Raw genomic sequence first — 22,448 nt, 5'->3', positions numbered from 1 at the left:
TCGCCCTTTATTTCATTATAGTGCTTTTTCCAAAGCTTTTGGTTTTGCGAAGATCATTCTTCCCGCAGAAGTCTGCAGGACACTCGTCACAATTACCTCTATCGATTTTCCGATATAATTGCGGCCTTCTTCCACGACAATCATCGTGCCATCATCTAAATAAGCAATACCCTGGTTCTGCTCTTTTCCGTCTTTGATGACCTGTACCATCATTTCTTCACCCGGAAGAACGACCGGCTTCACAGCATTAGCCAGATCATTGATATTCAGAACCGCAACTCCCTGCAGATCGCAGACTTTATTAAGGTTAAAATCATTCGTCACGACAAACCCGTTCAGCACTTTGGCCAGCTTTACGAGCTTGCTGTCCACTTCCTGAATATCTTCAAAATCACCTTCATAAATTTCCACATTCACATCAAGCTCTTTCTGGATTTTATTGAGAATATCCAGACCCCGGCGTCCCCGGTTTCTTTTTAAAGCGTCGGATGAATCAGCGATATGCTGCAGTTCTTCGAGCACAAACTCCGGAATAAGCAGCGTCCCCTCAATAAAACCTGTCTGACAGATGTCAGCAATCCGTCCATCAATAATGACGCTCGTATCGAGAATTTTCAGCTTCGAAGCATCCGCTGGTTTTTCCTCTTCCTTCCGGGAGTTCTTCGCCTGCGTCTTTCCGATCGGAAAAAGGTTCATCAGCTCATCCCGTTTCTGAAACCCGACTCGGAAGCCGAGATACCCGAGGAAAACCGTTAATAGCACCGGCAGGATAGAACTTACCACCGGAATTTCCATACTCATCAGGGCCACGGTTAATAAAAAAGCAAGCCCGAGACCGATGAAAAGTCCCATCGTACCAAAGAAAAGATCTGTGACAGGATATTTCACAAGCGACTCTTCCACGTAACGAATGAAGTTTACAATGTTTTCTATAAACCAAAAAAGAGATATAAATAATATAATTGCGCCTAAAACAGCTCCTGTAAACTCATGCGTTAACCAGTCCGGCGGTGATTCAACCGGGAACGACTGAAGAATATCCGGCAGAAACAAATAACCAAGCGTCCCGCCGATAAAAAGAATGACCGCCAGCACGATTTTATAAAGCATCCATCTCACCTCCTTCTTTTACTATAGCCAAATTTCAATTACACAAATTAAGAAACATACAATTCACAAAAAATTACATATTATTGATCTTTCTGTCTATGTGTCTGAAAAATGTGTGAATTATTATAATCTTTGATAATAGCTTCTTTCTGCCCGCGTGTCAACGCGCGAAAGGAGGTCATATGTGCCGGTCAATAAAAAGCTGTTCCTGGATTCTTGTCAGTCCGTCTTTAATTTTTTTTGCCCGTGCCTCCCCGATACCATCCACTTCATCGAGTGCCTGTGTGGAAGCGCGTGCGATCTGCGGAAGCTCGCCGAACTGTTCAATCAGATTATCAATCACAATCAATGGAATGCGCGGAATTTTATTTAAGAGACGGTACCCCCGTGGATAAAGGGCATATTCAGAAAGATTCGTAATTTTACCGAAGCCGAGCAGTTTTACGATGACATTGTCATCAAGCAGTTCATCATTGGAAAGCCGCTTCAGTCTCCGCAGTGTATCTTTGGGACTATGATCGCTCTCCTTCGTATAATCTTTAATTAATAACAGAGCTTCCTGTTCGGTATTCGTTACAAGCTCTTCCAGCTGCATGGAAATGAGACGGCCTTCGTCACCAAGTTCATTCACGTAATTTAATATTTCGCCTTTTATACGCAGAACCATTTCAATGCGGTGCATGACCTGCGATACTTCCTGGAACGTAACAAGCTCTTCGAATTCAAGCGCTCCCAGGTTGGTCAGACTCTGCTGAAGAACCGACTGATATTTTTCGAGCGTCTGAATAGCCTGATTGGCTTTCGTTAAAATGACCCCGATATCTTTCAGAGCATAGCGGTACTCTCCCTGATAAAGCGTTATAACATTCCGGCGCTGGGAAATGGAAATGACGAGGTTCCCCGTCTGCCGGGCGACACGCTGCGCTGTCCGGTGGCGGATACCGGTCTCCGTTGATTCGATCGCATTTTCAGGAACAAGCTGCGTATTCGCATACAAAATGCGGCTCCCGTCTTCACTCAGAATAATCGCTCCGTCCATTTTCGCCAGTTCATACAAGTAAGCGGGAGAAAAATCCGTATTTATAAAAAATCCTCCGTTGACGATATTCATCATGTTATTGTTGTATCCAAGTACGATCAGGCCTCCGGTGCCTGCGCGGAGCACGTTGTCAATACCCTCCCGCAGGGGAGTCCCCGGGGAAACGAGCCGGAGTACTTCATTAATAAAATTTTCATCATAATTCGAACGATGGTGTTCCACTAGTTTTCCCTCCTAACGTCACTTCAAGGGCTTCTGCTACGGTTTTGACTCCGACTACCTGGATGCCGGATGGTGCCTTCCAGCCTTCCAGACATTTCTGCGGGACAATAACGCGCGTGAAGCCAAGTTTTGCTGCTTCCATAACTCTTTGTTCAATTCGTGAGACCCGTCTTATTTCTCCGGTCAGTCCTACTTCGCCAATAATCACATCTCCGGCTTCCGTTGCTACATCGCGGAAACTGGAAGCGATGGCTACTGTAATAGCCAGATCAATAGACGGCTCGTCCAATCTCACACCGCCGGCAACTTTAATATAAGCATCCTGATTCTGCAGCATCATGCCGACACGCTTTTCGAGCACTGCCATAATCAGGGAAATACGGTTATGATCCACGCCTGTAGCCATACGCCGCGGGTTCCCGAAGCTCGTCGGAGAAATCAGGGACTGAATTTCAACGAGCACGGTGCGCGTCCCTTCCATAGAAGCGACAACAGCCGAACCGGCAGCTCCAGCCGAACGTTCTTCGAGAAAAATTTCAGAAGGGTTCAATACTTCTTCCAATCCGCTTTCTTTCATTTCAAAAATACCGATCTCATTGGTGGACCCGAAGCGATTTTTTACGGCACGGAGAATCCGGTACGTATGATGCTGGTCTCCTTCAAAATAAAGAACGGTATCGACCATGTGCTCCAAAATTCTCGGACCGGCTATTGCTCCCTGCTTGGTTACGTGGCCGACAAGAAAAATAGCAATTCCTTTCGTTTTCGCAATCCGCATAAATGAAGCGGTGCATTCCCTAACCTGGGAAACGCTTCCCGGAGCACTCGTTACGTCTTCCTGATGCACCGTTTGGATAGAATCAATGACTACTAAAGCCGGCTGCATTTCTTCAATCACCTGTTCAATGACCGCAACCTCTGTTTCTGCAAGCACGAACAGGTCATCCTCTTCAATACCCAGACGATCAGCACGAAGCTTGGTCTGTTTGACCGATTCCTCTCCTGATATGTAAAGCACCCGCTTTTTATTTCCGGCTACCATGGCGGAAACCTGCAGCAGAAGCGTTGATTTGCCGATTCCGGGGTCTCCCCCGAACAAGACTAAAGAACCCGGAACGATGCCTCCTCCGAGTACACGGTTCAATTCATTGATATGCGTGCTGCTCCTGGCTTCATCGCGGCGTTCAATTTTCGTAATCGGTTCCGCTTTTATTTTCCTAGGACCATCCGTAGTGGAAAAACCGCGCCGCTGCGTTTTAGGAGCGGCTTCCCGTTCTTCGACGAGCGTGTTCCAGCTGTGGCATCCCGGGCATTTGCCCATCCATTTCGTTGATTCGTAACCGCAGTCCTGGCAGACAAACTTTGTTTTTTGTTTTGCCATCCTTATCCTCCTTCCCTTCATCCCTTTATTCTTTTATTTTAGCATGATATGTAAGTCCCGGGTCACATTATGCCTAAGTTAAACGCGTCGGACTTCGATTTTATTGCTTTAACGGATCCTCTGCCCGGCCTGACGTTCTTTCTTGTCCGTTTTTTACTGCTCGTTGTTTTTATTTTGGAAATATTCGCTTTTGCCCTGCCGGGGAGGAAAATCCGCAGGCTCCCGCACCTTCACTTCGCAGGTCCGGCACGATTTCGATACGAGCCGAAAAGGTTCAGTGACCGCCCGGACGCAAAAAAAGAGGGAAGAAAAAATCTCCTCCCTCACTCACTCATTTCTTATACAGTTTCTTCTGCTTTACTGACGTAAAATTCTCCATCGCGGATACCGAGTTTTACTTTCTGCCCTTTCGCAATAGCTCCACGCAGCAGTTCTTCAGAAAGCCGGTCTTCGACATGTTTCTGAAGAGCGCGGCGGAGAGGACGTGCTCCATATTCCGGATCGAATCCTTCGTCGGCAATTTTAGTTTTGGCTGCTTCTGTCAGTTCAAATTCAATTCCCTGTTCTTTCAAGCGTTTCTTCAGCTCGTTTGCCATAAGCGTGACGATCTGCTTAATATGCTGCTTTTCAAGGGAATGAAAGACGATCGTTTCATCAAGACGGTTGAGGAATTCAGGACGGAACGCTTTTTTCAGTTCGCCCATAACTTTCCCTTTCATATCCTGATACTCCTGATCACCTTTTTGAGCAGTGAATCCGAGACTCTTTTCCTGGCGGAGCACGCTTGCTCCAACGTTGGAAGTCATGATAATCGCCGTATTACGGAAGTCGACGCGGCGTCCTTTTGAATCTGTAAGGAAGCCGTCTTCAAGTACCTGCAGCAGGATATTGAAAACTTCCGGGTGGGCTTTTTCAATCTCATCGAGAAGAATAACAGAATACGGCTTGCGGCGGATTTTCTCCGTCAGCTGGCCACCGTCCTCATGTCCCACGTAGCCCGGAGGCGAACCGACAAGACGGCTTGTCGTGTGCTTTTCCATATATTCCGACATGTCAATACGAACCATTGCATCTTCATCACCGAACAATGATTCTGCTACGGCACGCGCAAGTTCCGTTTTACCGACACCGGTCGGGCCGAGGAAAATAAACGAACCGATCGGTCGTTTTGGATCCTTCAATCCGGCACGGGCACGGCGCACAGCTTTAGAAACGGCAGTAACCGCCTCATTCTGGCCGATTACACGATTGTGCAGAATCTCTTCCATACGCAGAAGACGCTCTGTTTCTTCTTCAGCGAGCTTGCTGACCGGAATTCCGGTCCATGTCGCCACGATAGAAGCAATATCTTCTGTCGTTACCTCGGAATCTTCCTGCCCCTGCTTTTCTTTCCATTTATCTTTCATTGCGTCAAGCTCTTCACGAAGCTTCTGTTCTTTATCTCTAAGAGAAGCTGCTTTTTCAAACTCCTGGCTCTGTACGGCCGCGTCTTTTTCTTTACGGAGTTCGTCCAGCTCCTGTTCTTTTTCTTTCAAGTTCGGCGGAGCCGTATAGGAGCGCAGGCGTACTTTGGAACCAGCCTCATCGATAAGATCAATCGCTTTGTCGGGAAGGAACCGGTCCGAGATGTAACGATCGGACAGCTTCACCGCTGATTCAATCGCATCATCCGTTATCGTTACGCGGTGATGGGCCTCGTAGCGGTCCCGCAGACCACTGAGGATCTGAATCGATTCATCCGCTGTCGGCTCGTTCACCTGAATCGGCTGGAAACGACGCTCCAGGGCAGAATCTTTTTCAATATATTTACGGTACTCATCAAGTGTTGTTGCGCCGATACACTGCAGTTCTCCACGGGCAAGGGAAGGTTTAAGAATATTCGAAGCATCGATAGCACCTTCTGCTCCCCCGGCCCCGATCAGTGTATGAAGTTCATCAATAAACAGGATGACATTTCCTGCCTGGCGGATTTCCTCCATCACTTTCTTTAAGCGGTCTTCAAACTCACCGCGGTATTTCGTGCCTGCAACCACCGTTCCCATATCAAGCGTCATGACACGCTTGTTGCGGAGAATTTCCGGTATTTCATTATTAACAATCTGCTGGGCAAGACCTTCTGCAATTGCTGTTTTACCGACACCAGGTTCTCCGATAAGTACGGGATTATTCTTTGTGCGGCGGCTGAGAATTTGAATAACCCGCTCGATTTCTTTTGCACGTCCGATAACCGGATCAATCTGTTCTTCTTTTGCAATCGCAGTCAGGTCTCTGGCAAGCCCGTCGAGCGTCGGCGTATTCGCACTCGCTGCGCCGGCCGCTGCCTGCTGCTGATTGTTATTGGATTCATTGCTTCCAAGCAGCTGTAATACCTGCTGGCGTGCTTTATTTAAACTTACTCCAAGGTTATTCAATACGCGGGCTGCTACACCTTCACCTTCGCGGATAAGTCCGAGCAGAATATGCTCTGTGCCCACGTAGGAGTGACCCAGTTTACGGGCTTCATCCATGGAAAGTTCTATCACTTTTTTTGCGCGCGGAGTATAATGGATCTGTTTTGTCACTTCATCGCCGCGTCCGATTAAGTTTTCCACTTCCGTCTGGATCTTTTCCGCTCCCAGGCCGAGACCGGTGAGCGCTTTTGCCGCAATTCCTTCCCCTTCACGGACGAGTCCGAGGAGAATATGTTCTGTGCCAATATTGCTGTGCCCAAGGCGGGCTGCTTCTTCCTGTGCTAAAGCCAGTACTTTCTGAGCTCTTTCTGTAAATCTTCCAAACATCATTACTCGCCACCTCCATCATGGTCTTCCTCTTGTTCTTCTAATTTCAATCTTTCACGAATCAGCGAAGCTCTCCGCTGGTCTCTTTGTTCGGGTTTCAGACTTTCGCCGGCATACTGCTGTAAAAACCCCGGCTGGGTCATAACCATTAATTCGTTGAGGATACTTCCCTTCACATCTTCAATAATACCCATGTCAATGCCGAGTCTTACATCGGAAAGACGCTGCATCGCCTCTTTGGATTCCATGCTCCGGCTGTAGGAAAGTATTCCATAGGAACGGAAAAGCCTGTCCTCCAGTTTATTCTGTGACTGATTCCACAGCTGTTCCCGTGCTGCTCTTTCATGTTCAATCAGCTGGGAAACAACGCTGCGCAGGTCTTTCACTATATCCTGCTCAGAAGCGCCCAGCGTCGTCTGATTGGAAATTTGATAAAGATTACCAAGCGCTTCGCTGCCTTCCCCGTATATTCCACGTACGACGAGTCCGAGCTGATTAATCGCCGGCAGTATACGGTTCAGCTGTTTTGTCATTACAAGTGCCGGGAGGTGCATCATTACAGAAGATCGAAGGCCGGTCCCTACATTTGTTGGACAGCTGGTTAAATACCCTCTTCGTTCATCAAAAGCAAAATCAAACTTTTCTTCCATCCAGTCGTCCATCACGTTCGCATAAGCAAGCCCTTCTTCAAGCTGAAAGCCTGAGAAGAGGCACTGAATCCGAAAATGATCCTCTTCGTTCACCATCACACTGAGCGATTCGTTTTCACTCAGCAGTACCGCTCTATTCTCTGATTTATTCATCAGGTTCGGACTGACGAGGTGCTTTTCGACGAGAATTCTTTTTTCATTATCATTTAAGTCGCTCATTTGTAAGAAGGACAGTTTTCCAAACTTTTCCTTGGAGCTGCCGGGAAAGTTCTTCTCCACCTGATTTGTTATCCCTTTCAGCTGTTCTCCGGAAGCAATAATCGGAAATGGAACGCTTCCCAGATTTCTTGCCAGGCGGATACGGCTGCTGATGACGATATCAGCTTCCGGTCCTTCATTTTTCATCCAGGGGCTGATAGCGTCATTCATAAATGATTTCAGCGTCATGAAGCATCTCCTCCTTTCTTCTTCAAGGAGTCTTCCAGTCCGCGGATTTTATCGCGGGTTTCTGCCGCCTGCTCGAATTCTTCTTCGGCAATCTGCTTCTGCATTTCCGTTTTCAAATTTTCAATTTCCCGGTAAACATGCATGTCTTCCCCTTTTCTTTTCGGAATTTTCCCTGCATGGACAGTGTTTCCTCCGTGAATACGGCGGAACACGGGATCAAGTTTTGCATCAAAATGTGTATAGCAGTCGGCACATCCGAACCGGCCGATTTCAGTAAACTTTTTATAAGTCATCCCGCACGTTTCACAGCGGATATCCGGTTTGGGCTGCTGCGTTTTGCGCCCGGACTTTTGAGAAGATAAAGCCTGACCGGTATCCAGCAGTCCGGATAACAGCTTATGAATCGAGAAATTATTTCCACCGGAGAGATTCTCCCCTTTATCTTTCGCGCAGATTTCACAAAAATGAAACTCCGTTTTTTCCCCATTGATTATTTTTGTAAAATGCAGGGAGGCTTCACGCTCCTGGCATTCCTGACACAGCATCCGATCCCTCCTTTACATAATCGACATCTTATATTTTAACGTTTTGAGCATCGCCATCATCATCCTGGCTCTGAACTGGTCTCTGGAGGGGAGGGGTACAGCAAGAACTTCCCTGTCAATTACTGACTTCATCAGCTTTGCTTCCCGGGATGTTACAGCCTCTTCCTCTTCAAGACGCTCAATCATGCTTTCTGCTGCATGCTGACTCATGCTCGAGCCTACTAAACTGAGCAGCTGATCGTAAACGGCGAGGTGATTATCAAGTTCCACCTTGATGATACGGATATATCCTCCGCCTCCACGTTTACTCTCGACGACATAGCCTTTTTCTTCTGTAAAGCGGGTACGGATGACGTAATTTATCTGTGAAGGGACACATTCAAACTGACTTGCAAGCTCACTTCGTTTCACTTCAATGAGAGCAGATTCGTTTCCTTCTATAATCTGCTTTAAATACTGTTCAATGACATCCGAAATATTTCGCATCGCATCCCCCTCCCTTTGCAGAAAAATCCTGTTTCCTGCCGCCTCATTTATTTGAAATTGACTTTGACTATATTTGACTATATTTTTATTATAACTATTTTATCTGCAGATTCAAGCAAATTGCAAAGGGGACCTTCTCAGTTTTCCTGACCTTTTCTGTCCATTGTTATCTATTCCACTTCTCAGGCTTCATTAATCATGAAATTTATTGGGCAGATTTATAAGTAGTACTCTTGAAAAAACGTGGTTTTTTAGATTGGAAAACCTTAATACAGCGGTGTGTGACAGAGAAGGAGGGAACACCAGAAGCGGCGAGAGTTACCGGCACAAAAAAGAGCAGCCTGTTCAGGCCTGCTCCGGGAATAGTCATATAAAATAGGGAGAAAAAAATTCAGGAAATCTCGTCCAGATATTCTTCCAGACGATCCAGCTGAGAAGTAAAACCTTCAACCATTCCCATATCTTTCAGTTTCTGCATATCTTCTTTCGTCGGAAATTCGCTGTACACATGAAGCACGGAACCTGCGTCTGCTTCTTTAAACATAATGGTAACAAGCACAGATGGAAAGCGGTCGTCCATATTGCCTTCCTTGTCTGAAAACATGTCTGTATAGACAATCTTTTCATTTTCCACTATTTCTTTGAAAATACCCTTTCCCCAGGCTTCCTGACCGTAGAATTCTCCCTGCGATTCATCGGCACATCTCATACAGTAATGCCATACTCCCTCCGGACGGAAGTCAAACTTGTAATTCGTTGTTTCCCAGCCGCGTGGACCCCACCACTGTTCCAAATGGGCAGAAGAAGAGTAAATTTGAAAAAGCATGTCTTTTGAAACATTAAACGTCCGTTCGATAATTAGATTCCTGCCCTCTTCCCGACTTTTCGTATTATTTCTTCTAAGAGATTCACTCATTTTTATCTTCCTTTCTATTCGACGTCCCCAAAAACAGTCGGCTTTTTTTCTCCACGTGCAAAACAACACCAAGGAGCGGAAAAAAATTTCAACGGAGAACAACAATAACCATTCAATAAAAACCAGCTTCTCTTTTCAAAATAACAGACCGTCGAGCTTCAACCTGTACCCTTTTTAACCTTTCTCCTTTCCTGATTCTTTTAAGTAACTTTCCAGACGGTCAAACCTTTTTTCCCAGAGCTCCCTGAAAGTATTGATCCATTCATCCAATTCCTGCAGACCTTCTGGATTCAGCTCATAAATTCTTTTATTAGCCAGCGGATAAATTTTTACCAGCCCCGCTTCATACAACACACGAAGATGTTTAGACACCTGCGGCTGCTGAATACTAAGCTTTGCGGCTATTTCTCCAACTGTCAGAGGACCTTCCCGCAGCAGTTCAACAATAGCTGTTCGTTTCGGTTCAGACAAAGCATACAATATCTTTTCCATATATTGAATATACCACAAAAAGAATATTCCTTAAATAGAATATTCAGAATTATCATTTTTTTACACTATGTTTTATATGTCACTAATATGTATGTATTAAAAAGCTTTCTTTCTTAACTTCAGCTGTCGTTAATTCAGAAGGTCTCCCTTTATTTCAGATGTCTGAAAAAGATTATTTTGCTTTTTATCAACTGTATTTTCACGACCGCCCTTTCAGACAGCTGGAAAAAGCTTTAATTCTGTAATTTTCCTCAGAAAACAATGCTTAACTTTGTAAGATCCACACAAAAAAGCACGCAGCTCGGGGGCTGCGTGCCGGGTGACCCAGCGACGTCCTACTTTTGCAGGGGGAGAGCCCCCAACTATCATTGGCGCTGGAGAGCTTAACTTCCGTGTTCGGCATGGGAACGGGTGTGACCTCTCCGCTTTCGTCACTGGATCTTTTTTGTTTGGGTTTCCCCACAAGCGCGCCTGACGGCCGTTTCGGGTACTGGAGCTGTCCGCTCAAAACTGGATAACGGGGGTGTATGAACCCTTCAATCGGTGTCTTCGAATTATCTTTATTTTTTTGGTTAAGCCCTCGATCGATTAGTATCTCTCAGCTTCACGTGTCGCCACGCTTCCACACGAGACCTATCTACCTCTTCGTCTCAGAGGGATCTTACTCCCAATCACTTGGGATGGGAAATCTCATCTTGAGGGGGGCTTCATGCTTAGATGCTTTCAGCACTTATCCCGTCCACACGTAGCTACCCAGCGATGCTCCTGGCGGAACAACTGGTACACCAGCGGTGTGTCCATCCCGGTCCTCTCGTACTAAGGACAGCTCCTCTCAAATTTCCTGCGCCCGCGACGGATAGGGACCGAACTGTCTCACGACGTTCTGAACCCAGCTCGCGTGCCGCTTTAATGGGCGAACAGCCCAACCCTTGGGACCTACTTCAGCCCCAGGATGCGACGAGCCGACATCGAGGTGCCAAACCTCCCCGTCGATGTGGACTCTTGGGAGAGATTAGCCTGTTATCCCCAGGGTAGCTTTTATCCGTTGAGCGACGGCCCTTCCATACGGTGCCGCCGGATCACTAAGCCCGACTTTCGTCCCTGCTCGACCTGTCTGTCTCGCAGTCAAGCTCCCTTATGCCTTTGCACTCTGCGAATGATTTCCAACCATTCTGAGGGAACCTTTGGGCGCCTCCGTTACTGTTTAGGAGGCGACCGCCCCAGTCAAACTGCCCACCTGACACTGTCCCTGACCCGGATCACGGGTCGAGGTTAGGATGTCAAAACAGCCAGGGTAGTATCCCACCGATGCCTCCACCGAAGCTGGCGCTCCGGTTTCCAAGGCTCCTACCTATCCTGTACAAGCTGTTCCGACACCCAATATCAAGCTGCAGTAAAGCTCCATGGGGTCTTTCCGTCCTGTCGCGGGTAACCTGCATCTTCACAGGTAATATAATTTCACCGGGTCTCTCGTTGAGACAGTGCCCAAATCGTTGCACCTTTCGTGCGGGTCGGAACTTACCCGACAAGGAATTTCGCTACCTTAGGACCGTTATAGTTACGGCCGCCGTTTACTGGGGCTTCAATTCGGAGCTTCTCCCGTAAGGGATAACCCCTCCTCTTAACCTTCCAGCACCGGGCAGGTGTCAGCCCCTATACTTCGCCTTGCGGCTTCGCAGAGACCTGTGTTTTTGATAAACAGTCGTTTGGGCCTATTCACTGCGGCTCCCCTGGGCTATGAACCCCAGGGAGCACTCCTTCTCCCGAAGTTACGGAGTCATTTTGCCGAGTTCCTTAACGAGAGTTCTCCCGCGCGTCTTAGAATTCTCTTCCCGCCTACCTGTGTCGGTTTACGGTACGGGCACCAGTTTCCTCGCTAGAGGCTTTTCTTGGCAGTGTAGGTGCAGGCACTTCGGTACTAAATTTCCCTCGCGGTCACAGCTCAGCCTTAACAGAACACGGATTTCCCTGTGTTCCAGCCTCCCTGCTTCGGCGCACACGTCCAGCGGTGCGCTTGCCCTGCCTTCCTGCGTCCCCCCATTGCTCAAACGGAAACGTGGTGGTACAGGAATATCGACCTGTTTTCCATCGCCTACGCCTTTCGGCCTCGGCTTAGGACCCGACTAACCCTGAGCGGACGAGCCTTCCTCAGGAACCCTTAGGCTTTCGACGGAGGGGATTCTCACCCCTCTTTTCGCTACTCATACCGGCATTCTCACTTCCAGGCGCTCCACCGGTCCTTCCGGTCCGGCTTCGATGCCCCTGGAACGCTCCCCTACCACAGAACACCCGAAGGTGTTTTGTCCATAGCTTCGGTGATACGTTTAGCCCCGGTACATTTTCGGCGCAGAGTCACTCGACCAGTGAGCTATTACGCACTCTTTCAATGATGGCTGCTTCTAAGCCAACATCCTGGTTGTCTAAGCAACTCCACATCCTTTTCCACTTAACGTATACTTGGGGACCTTAGCTGATGGTCTGGGCTGTTTCCCTCTTGACTACGGATCTTAGCACTCGCAGTCTGACTCCCGAGGATAAGTGATTGGCATTCGGAGTTTGACTGAATTCGGTAATCCTGTAGGGACCCCTAGTCCAATCAGTGCTCTACCTCCAACACTCTATCCCTCGAGGCTAGCCCTAAAGCTATTTCGGGGAGAACCAGCTATGTCCGAGTTCGATTGGCATTTCACCCCTACCCACACCTCATCCCCGCACTTTTCAACGTGCGTGGGTTCGGGCCTCCATCCAGTGTTACCTGGACTTCACCCTGGACATGGGTAGATCACCCGGTTTCGGGTCTACAACGACGTACTCAAAGCGCCCTGTTCAGACTCGCTTTCGCTGCGGCTCCGTCTTATCGACTTAACCTGGCACGTCATCGTAACTCGCCGGTTCATTCTACAAAAGGCACGCTGTCACCCATAAACGGGCTCCAACTACTTGTAGGCACACGGTTTCAAGATCTCTTTCACTCCCCTTTCGGGGTACTTTTCACCTTTCCCTCACGGTACTGGTGCACTATCGGTCACTAGGGAGTATTTAGCCTTGGGAGATGGTCCTCCCGGATTCCGACGGGGTTTCACGTGTCCCGCCGTACTCAGGATCCACTCCGGAGGAGGGGGCATGTCGAGTACAGGGCTGTTACCTTATCCTGCGGGCCGTTCCAGGCCGCTTCCTCTATACCCTCTCTTTGTAACTCCGTATGGAGTGTCCTACAACCCCAGAAGGCAAGCCTTCTGGTTTGGGCTGTTTCCGTTTCGCTCGCCGCTACTCAGGAAATCGCATTTGCTTTCTCTTCCTCCGGGTACTGAGATGTTTCAGTTCCCCGGGTCTGCCATCACACACCTTATGGATTCAGGTGTGGATCGTATCCCATTACGGATACGGGGTTCCCCCATTCGGAAATCTTCGGATCGACGCTTACTTACAGCTCCCCGAAGCATATCGGTGTTCGTCCCGTCCTTCATCGGCTCCTAGTGCCAAGGCATCCACCGTGCGCCCTTTCTAGCTTAACCAGCTGCCCCCCTGAGGGAGGCAGTGGACGTCATTCGATCGTCTTGGCGATATTCTAAGACACTCGGAAACTCGTTTCTTCGTCACGGGGCGGACCCCGGACCAATAGACCTTGTTTCCGGTGATTGATTGTTCATACATTACGTTATCCAGTTTTCAAAGGACAGATATTGGTGGAGCCTAGCGGGATCGAACCGCTGACCTCCTGCGTGCAAAGCAGGCGCTCTCCCAGCTGAGCTAAGGCCCCAAACTATATAAAGACATTCAAAATGGTGGGCCTGAGTGGACTCGAACCACCGACCTCACGCTTATCAGGCGTGCGCTCTAACCAGCTGAGCTACAGGCCCATCTTAAATGCGATTTTTAGAGTGATCTAAAATGATCTCTCAAAACTAAACAAAAGAACGAAAGGAAGGAAATCGATAAGTGAGCTTACTCGAGCTCCTTAGAAAGGAGGTGATCCATCCGCACCTTCCGGTACGGATACCTTGTTACGACTTCACCCCAATCATCTGTCCCACCTTCGGCGGCTGGGTCCCAAAAAGGGTTGCCTCACCGACTTCGGGTGTTACAAACTCTCGTGGTGTGACGGGCGGTGTGTACAAGGCCCGGGAACGTATTCACCGCGGCATGCTGATCCGCGATTACTAGCAATTCCGGCTTCATGCAGGCGAGTTGCAGCCTGCAATCCGAACTGAGAATGGCTTTCTGGGATTCGCTCCACCTCGCGGCTTCGCTGCCCTTTGTACCATCCATTGTAGCACGTGTGTAGCCCAGGTCATAAGGGGCATGATGATTTGACGTCGTCCCCACCTTCCTCCGGTTTATCACCGGCAGTCACCTTAGAGTGCCCAACCAAATGCTGGCAACTAAGGTCAAGGGTTGCGCTCGTTGCGGGACTTAACCCAACATCTCACGACACGAGCTGACGACAACCATGCACCACCTGTCACTTTGTCCCCCGAAGGGGAAAACTCTGTCTCCAGAGTGTTCAAAGGATGTCAAGACCTGGTAAGGTTCTTCGCGTTGCGTCGAATTAAACCACATGCTCCACTGCTTGTGCGGGCCCCCGTCAATTCCTTTGAGTTTCAGCCTTGCGGCCGTACTCCCCAGGCGGAGTGCTTAATGTGTTAACTTCGGCACTAAGGGCATCGAAACCCCTAACACCTAGCACTCAACGTTTACGGCGTGGACTACCAGGGTATCTAATCCTGTTTGCTCCCCACGCTTTCGCACCTCAGCGTCAGTTGTAGGCCAGAAAGTCGCCTTCGCCACTGGTGTTCCTCCACATATCTACGCATTTCACCGCTACACGTGGAATTCCACTTTCCTCTCCTACACTCAAGTCCTGCAGTTTCCAATGACCCTCCACGGTTGAGCCGTGGGCTTTCACATCAGACTTACGAGACCGCCTGCGTGCGCTTTACGCCCAATAATTCCGGACAACGCTTGCCCCCTACGTATTACCGCGGCTGCTGGCACGTAGTTAGCCGGGGCTTTCTCGTGAGGTACCGTCAAGGTGCCGGCCTGTTCGACCGGCACTTGTTCTTCCCTCACAACAGAACTTTACGATCCGAAAACCTTCATCGTTCACGCGGCGTTGCACCGTCAGGCTTTCGCCCATTGCGGATGATTCCCTACTGCTGCCTCCCGTAGGAGTCTGGACCGTGTCTCAGTTCCAGTGTGGCCGATCACCCTCTCAGGTCGGCTACGCATCGTCGCCTTGGTGGGCCGTTACCCCACCAACAAGCTAATGCGCCGCGGGCCCATCTTCCAGCGGGAGGAGACCGAAGTCTCCGCCCCTTTGACAAGCCGCTCATGCGAGCCGCTTGATCATCCGGCATTAGCCCCGGTTTCCCGGGGTTATTCCGGCCTGGAAGGCAGGTTGCCCACGTGTTACTCACCCGTCCGCCGCTCATTCCACAGGTTTTGCCCCGAAGGGCGCTGCCTGCTTCCTGCGCTCGACTTGCATGTATTAGGCACGCCGCCAGCGTTCGTCCTGAGCCAGGATCAAACTCTCCGATAAATCGTCGAAGTTTGAACTTCTGACATCGCGAAGCGGGATGCTTCGCTTTCAAAACTGAATCTGGCTAAAGATTCTTTAATAATAAATTGACAGAGAATGATTCATTCTCTTTTTTCCTTCACAATCGTCTTTTGTTTAGTTTTCAAAGATCAAATGGTGGAGCCTAGCGGGATCGAACCGCTGACCTCCTGCGTGCAAAGCAGGCGCTCTCCCAGCTGAGCTAAGGCCCCATTTAGTGGTCGGGAAGACAGGATTTGAACCTGCGACCCCTTGGTCCCAAACCAAGTGCTCTGCCAAGCTGAGCTACTTCCCGTTAATGGCGCGCCCGAGAGGAGTCGAACCCCTAGCCTTCTGATCCGTAGTCAGACGCTCTATCCAATTGAGCTACGGGCGCATATAAATGTCATTGGTGCCGAGGGCCGGACTTGAACCGGCACGGTAATATAATTACCGCAGGATTTTAAGTCCTGTGTGTCTGCCAATTCCACCACCCCGGCAAAGGGTTTTGGTGGTACGATTGGAGCGGAAGACGAGATTCGAACTCGCGACCCCCACCTTGGCAAGGTGATGTTCTACCACTGAACTACTTCCGCTTGTATGGTGCGGGTGAAGGGACTTGAACCCCCACGTCCGAAGACACTAGATCCTAAATCTAGCGCGTCTGCCAATTCCGCCACACCCGCAAAAAAATGGTGAGCCATGGAGGATTCGAACCTCCGACCCTCTGATTAAAAGTCAGATGCTCTACCAACTGAGCTAATGGCTCTTGAAAAATGGTGCTGGCCAGAGGACTTGAACCCCCAACCTACTGATTACAAGTCAGTTGCTCTACCAATTGAGCTAGGCCAGCAATATTAAACTGGAAAGGTAATAATGGTGGAGGATGACAGGCTCGAACTGCCGACCCCCTGCTTGTAAGGCAGGTGCTCTCCCAACTGAGCTAATCCTCCATATTAAAACCCAGCGACGTCCTACTTTTGCAGGGGGAGAGCCCCCAACTATCATTGGCGCTGGAGAGCTTAACTTCCGTGTTCGGCATGGGAACGGGTGTGACCTCTCCGCTTTCGTCACTGGATCTTTTTTGTTTTTTCAACCCTTTTGTTCCGGGCCTGTGCGCCCTGGGTGGGGTTGGAGCTGTCCACTCAAAACTGGATAACGGGGGTGTATGAACCCTTCAATCGGTGTCGTCGAATTATCTTCTTTTTTTGGTTAAGCCCTCGATCGATTAGTATCTCTCAGCTTCACGTGTCGCCACGCTTCCACACGAGACCTATCTACCTCTTCGTCTCAGAGGGATCTTACTCCCAATCACTTGGGATGGGAAATCTCATCTTGAGGGGGGCTTCATGCTTAGATGCTTTCAGCACTTATCCCGTCCACACGTAGCTACCCAGCGATGCTCCTGGCGGAACAACTGGTACACCAGCGGTGTGTCCATCCCGGTCCTCTCGTACTAAGGACAGCTCCTCTCAAATTTCCTGCGCCCGCGACGGATAGGGACCGAACTGTCTCACGACGTTCTGAACCCAGCTCGCGTGCCGCTTTAATGGGCGAACAGCCCAACCCTTGGGACCTACTTCAGCCCCAGGATGCGACGAGCCGACATCGAGGTGCCAAACCTCCCCGTCGATGTGGACTCTTGGGAGAGATTAGCCTGTTATCCCCAGGGTAGCTTTTATCCGTTGAGCGACGGCCCTTCCATACGGTGCCGCCGGATCACTAAGCCCGACTTTCGTCCCTGCTCGACCTGTCTGTCTCGCAGTCAAGCTCCCTTATGCCTTTGCACTCTGCGAATGATTTCCAACCATTCTGAGGGAACCTTTGGGCGCCTCCGTTACTGTTTAGGAGGCGACCGCCCCAGTCAAACTGCCCACCTGACACTGTCCCTGACCCGGATCACGGGTCGAGGTTAGGATGTCAAAACAGCCAGGGTAGTATCCCACCGATGCCTCCACCGAAGCTGGCGCTCCGGTTTCCAAGGCTCCTACCTATCCTGTACAAGCTGTTCCGACACCCAATATCAAGCTGCAGTAAAGCTCCATGGGGTCTTTCCGTCCTGTCGCGGGTAACCTGCATCTTCACAGGTAATATAATTTCACCGGGTCTCTCGTTGAGACAGTGCCCAAATCGTTGCACCTTTCGTGCGGGTCGGAACTTACCCGACAAGGAATTTCGCTACCTTAGGACCGTTATAGTTACGGCCGCCGTTTACTGGGGCTTCAATTCGGAGCTTCTCCCGTAAGGGATAACCCCTCCTCTTAACCTTCCAGCACCGGGCAGGTGTCAGCCCCTATACTTCGCCTTGCGGCTTCGCAGAGACCTGTGTTTTTGATAAACAGTCGTTTGGGCCTATTCACTGCGGCTCCCCTGGGCTATGAACCCCAGGGAGCACTCCTTCTCCCGAAGTTACGGAGTCATTTTGCCGAGTTCCTTAACGAGAGTTCTCCCGCGCGTCTTAGAATTCTCTTCCCGCCTACCTGTGTCGGTTTACGGTACGGGCACCAGTTTCCTCGCTAGAGGCTTTTCTTGGCAGTGTAGGTGCAGGCACTTCGGTACTAAATTTCCCTCGCGGTCACAGCTCAGCCTTAACAGAACACGGATTTCCCTGTGTTCCAGCCTTACTGCTTCGGCGCACACATCCAGCGGTGCGCTTGCCCTGCCTTCCTGCGTCCCCCCATTGCTCAAACGGAAACGTGGTGGTACAGGAATATCGACCTGTTTTCCATCGCCTACGCCTTTCGGCCTCGGCTTAGGACCCGACTAACCCTGAGCGGACGAGCCTTCCTCAGGAACCCTTAGGCTTTCGACGGAGGGGATTCTCACCCCTCTTTTCGCTACTCATACCGGCATTCTCACTTCCAGGCGCTCCACCGGTCCTTCCGGTCCGGCTTCGATGCCCCTGGAACGCTCCCCTACCACAGAACACCCGAAGGTGTTTTGTCCATAGCTTCGGTGATACGTTTAGCCCCGGTACATTTTCGGCGCAGAGTCACTCGACCAGTGAGCTATTACGCACTCTTTCAATGATGGCTGCTTCTAAGCCAACATCCTGGTTGTCTAAGCAACTCCACATCCTTTTCCACTTAACGTATACTTGGGGACCTTAGCTGATGGTCTGGGCTGTTTCCCTCTTGACTACGGATCTTAGCACTCGCAGTCTGACTCCCGAGGATAAGTGATTGGCATTCGGAGTTTGACTGAATTCGGTAATCCTGTAGGGACCCCTAGTCCAATCAGTGCTCTACCTCCAACACTCTATCCCTCGAGGCTAGCCCTAAAGCTATTTCGGGGAGAACCAGCTATGTCCGAGTTCGATTGGCATTTCACCCCTACCCACACCTCATCCCCGCACTTTTCAACGTGCGTGGGTTCGGGCCTCCATCCAGTGTTACCTGGACTTCACCCTGGACATGGGTAGATCACCCGGTTTCGGGTCTACAACGACGTACTCAAAGCGCCCTGTTCAGACTCGCTTTCGCTGCGGCTCCGTCTTATCGACTTAACCTGGCACGTCATCGTAACTCGCCGGTTCATTCTACAAAAGGCACGCTGTCACCCATAAACGGGCTCCAACTACTTGTAGGCACACGGTTTCAAGATCTCTTTCACTCCCCTTTCGGGGTACTTTTCACCTTTCCCTCACGGTACTGGTGCACTATCGGTCACTAGGGAGTATTTAGCCTTGGGAGATGGTCCTCCCGGATTCCGACGGGGTTTCACGTGTCCCGCCGTACTCAGGATCCACTCCGGAGGAGGGGGCATGTCGAGTACAGGGCTGTTACCTTATCCTGCGGGCCGTTCCAGGCCGCTTCCTCTATACCCTCTCTTTGTAACTCCGTATGGAGTGTCCTACAACCCCAGAAGGCAAGCCTTCTGGTTTGGGCTGTTTCCGTTTCGCTCGCCGCTACTCAGGAAATCGCATTTGCTTTCTCTTCCTCCGGGTACTGAGATGTTTCAGTTCCCCGGGTCTGCCATCACACACCTTATGGATTCAGGTGTGGATCGTATCCCATTACGGATACGGGGTTCCCCCATTCGGAAATCTTCGGATCAACGCTTACTTACAGCTCCCCGAAGCATATCGGTGTTCGTCCCGTCCTTCATCGGCTCCTAGTGCCAAGGCATCCACCGTGCGCCCTTTCTAGCTTAACCAGCTGCCCCCCTGAGGGAGGCAGTGGACGTCATTCGATCGTCTTGGCGATATTCTAAGACACTCGGAAACTCGTTTCTTCGTCACGGGGCGGACCCCGGACCAATAGACCTTGTTTCCGGTGATTGATTGTTCATACATTACGTTATCCAGTTTTCAAAGGACAGAGGCTTGCGGACCGTCTTTTTCTTTCCTTTCTTCCTTCCGCCAAGCAGAAGAAAGCCGAAAAAAAAGAGCCGGCCGAGAGGTGTTAACCCTCTCAAAACTAAACAAAAGAACGAAAGGAAGGAATCGATAAGTGAGCTTACTCGAGCTCCTTAGAAAGGAGGTGATCCATCCGCACCTTCCGGTACGGATACCTTGTTACGACTTCACCCCAATCATCTGTCCCACCTTCGGCGGCTGGGTCCCAAAAAGGGTTGCCTCACCGACTTCGGGTGTTACAAACTCTCGTGGTGTGACGGGCGGTGTGTACAAGGCCCGGGAACGTATTCACCGCGGCATGCTGATCCGCGATTACTAGCAATTCCGGCTTCATGCAGGCGAGTTGCAGCCTGCAATCCGAACTGAGAATGGCTTTCTGGGATTCGCTCCACCTCGCGGCTTCGCTGCCCTTTGTACCATCCATTGTAGCACGTGTGTAGCCCAGGTCATAAGGGGCATGATGATTTGACGTCGTCCCCACCTTCCTCCGGTTTATCACCGGCAGTCACCTTAGAGTGCCCAACCAAATGCTGGCAACTAAGGTCAAGGGTTGCGCTCGTTGCGGGACTTAACCCAACATCTCACGACACGAGCTGACGACAACCATGCACCACCTGTCACTTTGTCCCCCGAAGGGGAAAACTCTGTCTCCAGAGTGTTCAAAGGATGTCAAGACCTGGTAAGGTTCTTCGCGTTGCGTCGAATTAAACCACATGCTCCACTGCTTGTGCGGGCCCCCGTCAATTCCTTTGAGTTTCAGCCTTGCGGCCGTACTCCCCAGGCGGAGTGCTTAATGTGTTAACTTCGGCACTAAGGGCATCGAAACCCCTAACACCTAGCACTCAACGTTTACGGCGTGGACTACCAGGGTATCTAATCCTGTTTGCTCCCCACGCTTTCGCACCTCAGCGTCAGTTGTAGGCCAGAAAGTCGCCTTCGCCACTGGTGTTCCTCCACATATCTACGCATTTCACCGCTACACGTGGAATTCCACTTTCCTCTCCTACACTCAAGTCCTGCAGTTTCCAATGACCCTCCACGGTTGAGCCGTGGGCTTTCACATCAGACTTACGAGACCGCCTGCGTGCGCTTTACGCCCAATAATTCCGGACAACGCTTGCCCCCTACGTATTACCGCGGCTGCTGGCACGTAGTTAGCCGGGGCTTTCTCGTGAGGTACCGTCAAGGTGCCGGCCTGTTCGACCGGCACTTGTTCTTCCCTCACAACAGAACTTTACGATCCGAAAACCTTCATCGTTCACGCGGCGTTGCACCGTCAGGCTTTCGCCCATTGCGGATGATTCCCTACTGCTGCCTCCCGTAGGAGTCTGGACCGTGTCTCAGTTCCAGTGTGGCCGATCACCCTCTCAGGTCGGCTACGCATCGTCGCCTTGGTGGGCCGTTACCCCACCAACAAGCTAATGCGCCGCGGGCCCATCTTCCAGCGGGAGAAGACCGAAGTCTCCGCCCCTTTGACAAGCCGCTCATGCGAGCCGCTTGATCATCCGGCATTAGCCCCGGTTTCCCGGGGTTATTCCGGCCTGGAAGGCAGGTTGCCCACGTGTTACTCACCCGTCCGCCGCTCATTCCACAGGTTTTGCCCCGAAGGGCGCTGCCTGCTTCCTGCGCTCGACTTGCATGTATTAGGCACGCCGCCAGCGTTCGTCCTGAGCCAGGATCAAACTCTCCGATAAATCGTCGAAGTTTGAACTTCTGACATCGCGAAGCGGGATGCTTCGCTTTCAAAACTGAATCTGGCTAAAGATTCTTTAATAATAAATTGACAGAGAATGATTCATTCTCTTTTTCCTTCACAATCGTCTTTTGTTTAGTTTTCAAAGGGCAAATCACAGCGCCGCCTGTTTTTGGCGACTTAATTAATATAGCATTTGGCCGCTTTCGCGTCAACAACTTTTTTTAAAAGTTTTAAATGCTTTATTTATTTGCCACCGGTCTGTTTTGCGGCGACAGGTAATAATATAGCATGTTTAAATCATCTTTGACAAGGTTTTGATCAATAAAGTTTTATCTTTTTTCTCACAAGCTTCCGCGTCTCCGCATATAGTATACGGACCTGTTTTAATATCTACATTTAGTCAGGATCCTCTCATTGAAGAAACAGCACCATATTTTTTTATTAAAGCTTAGAGGGAAAAGCCGCCCTGTAAAAAACTTTTCCCTATTAAGCCGAGCCCACATTTTAACTCTGCCGCTGCTTTCAGGCGATCGATTCTGCGAAAATAAAGTTAATTAAAGCTCCAGCCCCCGCTTCCTCTTTTTTAAACCACCCCGCCTCTTTGACGTCTGTCTCCCTTTTTCGTTTTTATCAACCTCGATTCACCTACGAAAAGGAAGGAAAAACTGAACAGGAAACTTCTATAGTATTTGTCTTTACAAGCGTGGACAAAACAAGCAGGCCCGACTATAGCAGTTAGAAACTGTTTTTTATTATTTGTTTCTTTTCTGCAGCATACTCAGACATCCTCAAGC

General features: G+C 50.0%; 9 protein-coding genes, 11 tRNA genes and 6 rRNA genes. All 26 read right to left on the bottom strand.

The genetic code is table 11. From position 1 onward, the window contains the following. Positions 1-15: 15 nt before the first annotated feature. The 26 genes from FTX54_RS00535 to FTX54_RS00410 all read right to left on the bottom strand — a co-directional run bounded on the left by FTX54_RS00535 (position 16) and on the right by FTX54_RS00410 (position 21,652). The gene (locus tag FTX54_RS00535; protein WP_147804622.1) at positions 16-1,110 is read right to left on the bottom strand and encodes a PIN/TRAM domain-containing protein; all 1,095 of its coding nucleotides are present in this window, start codon (positions 1,108-1,110) and stop codon (positions 16-18) included. Between the two features lie 178 nt (positions 1,111-1,288). Further along, on the bottom strand, positions 1,289-2,371 hold the full coding sequence (gene disA / locus FTX54_RS00530) for a DNA integrity scanning diadenylate cyclase DisA (RefSeq protein ID WP_147804623.1): 1,083 nt from the start codon (positions 2,369-2,371) through the stop codon (positions 1,289-1,291). Then, positions 2,346-3,752: a DNA repair protein RadA gene (gene radA, locus FTX54_RS00525; RefSeq protein ID WP_147804624.1), complete on the bottom strand. Its 1,407-nt coding sequence runs from the start codon at positions 3,750-3,752 to the stop codon at positions 2,346-2,348. Before radA ends, disA begins: the two co-directional genes overlap by 26 nt. A gap of 338 nt (positions 3,753-4,090) precedes the next feature. After that, positions 4,091-6,532: an ATP-dependent protease ATP-binding subunit ClpC gene (gene clpC, locus FTX54_RS00520; RefSeq protein WP_147804626.1), complete on the bottom strand. Its 2,442-nt coding sequence runs from the start codon at positions 6,530-6,532 to the stop codon at positions 4,091-4,093. Further along, a complete protein-coding gene (locus tag FTX54_RS00515) occupies positions 6,532-7,626 on the bottom strand; it encodes a protein arginine kinase (protein WP_147804627.1) in 1,095 nt (364 codons plus the stop codon). The genes clpC and FTX54_RS00515 overlap by 1 nt, the downstream gene beginning before the upstream one ends. Further along, positions 7,623-8,171 carry a UvrB/UvrC motif-containing protein gene (locus FTX54_RS00510; RefSeq protein ID WP_147804628.1) on the bottom strand — a complete coding sequence of 183 codons (549 nt, stop codon included), beginning with the start codon at positions 8,169-8,171 and terminating at the stop codon, positions 7,623-7,625. Before FTX54_RS00510 ends, FTX54_RS00515 begins: the two co-directional genes overlap by 4 nt. 12 nt (positions 8,172-8,183) lie before the next feature. Beyond that, entirely contained in the window at positions 8,184-8,657 is a 474-nt protein-coding gene (locus tag FTX54_RS00505; RefSeq protein WP_147804629.1) for a CtsR family transcriptional regulator, read from the bottom strand. A 391-nt stretch (positions 8,658-9,048) separates the two neighbouring features. Then, positions 9,049-9,573 carry an SRPBCC family protein gene (locus tag FTX54_RS00500; RefSeq protein ID WP_147804630.1) on the bottom strand — a complete coding sequence of 175 codons (525 nt, stop codon included), beginning with the start codon at positions 9,571-9,573 and terminating at the stop codon, positions 9,049-9,051. Positions 9,574-9,747: 174 nt separating this feature from the next. Then, positions 9,748-10,065: an ArsR/SmtB family transcription factor gene (locus tag FTX54_RS00495; RefSeq protein WP_147804631.1), complete on the bottom strand. Its 318-nt coding sequence runs from the start codon at positions 10,063-10,065 to the stop codon at positions 9,748-9,750. Positions 10,066-10,387: 322 nt separating this feature from the next. Then, positions 10,388-10,504: ribosomal RNA gene (gene rrf / locus FTX54_RS00490) — 5S ribosomal RNA — on the bottom strand. 129 nt (positions 10,505-10,633) lie between these two features. Continuing rightward, a 23S ribosomal RNA gene (locus FTX54_RS00485) occupies positions 10,634-13,580 on the bottom strand. A gap of 169 nt (positions 13,581-13,749) precedes the next feature. Then, positions 13,750-13,825 (bottom strand) — tRNA-Ala (locus FTX54_RS00480). A gap of 23 nt (positions 13,826-13,848) precedes the next feature. Next, positions 13,849-13,925, bottom strand: a tRNA-Ile gene (locus tag FTX54_RS00475). Between the two features lie 102 nt (positions 13,926-14,027). After that, positions 14,028-15,604 (bottom strand): 16S ribosomal RNA (locus tag FTX54_RS00470). Between the two features lie 154 nt (positions 15,605-15,758). Next, positions 15,759-15,834: transfer RNA gene (locus tag FTX54_RS00465), tRNA-Ala, on the bottom strand. A gap of 6 nt (positions 15,835-15,840) precedes the next feature. Continuing rightward, a tRNA-Pro gene (locus FTX54_RS00460) sits at positions 15,841-15,917 on the bottom strand. 4 nt (positions 15,918-15,921) lie between these two features. Then, positions 15,922-15,998, bottom strand: a tRNA-Arg gene (locus FTX54_RS00455). A 13-nt stretch (positions 15,999-16,011) separates the two neighbouring features. After that, positions 16,012-16,101 (bottom strand) — tRNA-Leu (locus tag FTX54_RS00450). A gap of 21 nt (positions 16,102-16,122) precedes the next feature. Continuing rightward, positions 16,123-16,197, bottom strand: a tRNA-Gly gene (locus FTX54_RS00445). 5 nt (positions 16,198-16,202) lie between these two features. After that, positions 16,203-16,287 (bottom strand) — tRNA-Leu (locus FTX54_RS00440). 7 nt (positions 16,288-16,294) lie between these two features. After that, a tRNA-Lys gene (locus FTX54_RS00435) sits at positions 16,295-16,370 on the bottom strand. A gap of 8 nt (positions 16,371-16,378) precedes the next feature. After that, positions 16,379-16,454: transfer RNA gene (locus FTX54_RS00430), tRNA-Thr, on the bottom strand. Between the two features lie 24 nt (positions 16,455-16,478). Beyond that, positions 16,479-16,554: transfer RNA gene (locus FTX54_RS00425), tRNA-Val, on the bottom strand. A gap of 8 nt (positions 16,555-16,562) precedes the next feature. Further along, positions 16,563-16,679 (bottom strand): 5S ribosomal RNA (gene rrf / locus FTX54_RS00420). A 130-nt stretch (positions 16,680-16,809) separates the two neighbouring features. Further along, a 23S ribosomal RNA gene (locus FTX54_RS00415) occupies positions 16,810-19,756 on the bottom strand. 319 nt (positions 19,757-20,075) lie between these two features. Then, a 16S ribosomal RNA gene (locus FTX54_RS00410) occupies positions 20,076-21,652 on the bottom strand. The 16S, 23S and 5S rRNA genes sit together here with 11 tRNA genes alongside, the layout of an rRNA operon. Positions 21,653-22,448 lie beyond the last annotated feature (796 nt).

Origin of the sequence: Alkalicoccus halolimnae (assembly GCF_008014775.2) — a bacterium.
In the GTDB taxonomy this organism is placed as follows: domain Bacteria; phylum Bacillota; class Bacilli; order Bacillales; family Salisediminibacteriaceae; genus Alkalicoccus; species Alkalicoccus halolimnae.
The sequence above is the reverse complement of the archived record's forward strand: the minus strand, read 5'-3'. Positions and strand labels throughout refer to the sequence as shown.

Coding starts and splice junctions, on each gene's coding strand:
- FTX54_RS00515 (WP_147804627.1), bottom strand. CDS start 7,626: ATGACGCTGAAATCATTTATGAATGACGCTATCAGCCCCTGGATGAAA.
- FTX54_RS00510 (WP_147804628.1), bottom strand. CDS start 8,171: ATGCTGTGTCAGGAATGCCAGGAGCGTGAAGCCTCCCTGCATTTTACA.
- FTX54_RS00505 (WP_147804629.1), bottom strand. CDS start 8,657: ATGCGAAATATTTCGGATGTCATTGAACAGTATTTAAAGCAGATTATA.
- clpC (WP_147804626.1), bottom strand. CDS start 6,532: ATGATGTTTGGAAGATTTACAGAAAGAGCTCAGAAAGTACTGGCTTTA.
- FTX54_RS00500 (WP_147804630.1), bottom strand. CDS start 9,573: ATGAGTGAATCTCTTAGAAGAAATAATACGAAAAGTCGGGAAGAGGGC.
- radA (WP_147804624.1), bottom strand. CDS start 3,752: ATGGCAAAACAAAAAACAAAGTTTGTCTGCCAGGACTGCGGTTACGAA.
- FTX54_RS00535 (WP_147804622.1), bottom strand. CDS start 1,110: ATGCTTTATAAAATCGTGCTGGCGGTCATTCTTTTTATCGGCGGGACG.
- FTX54_RS00495 (WP_147804631.1), bottom strand. CDS start 10,065: ATGGAAAAGATATTGTATGCTTTGTCTGAACCGAAACGAACAGCTATT.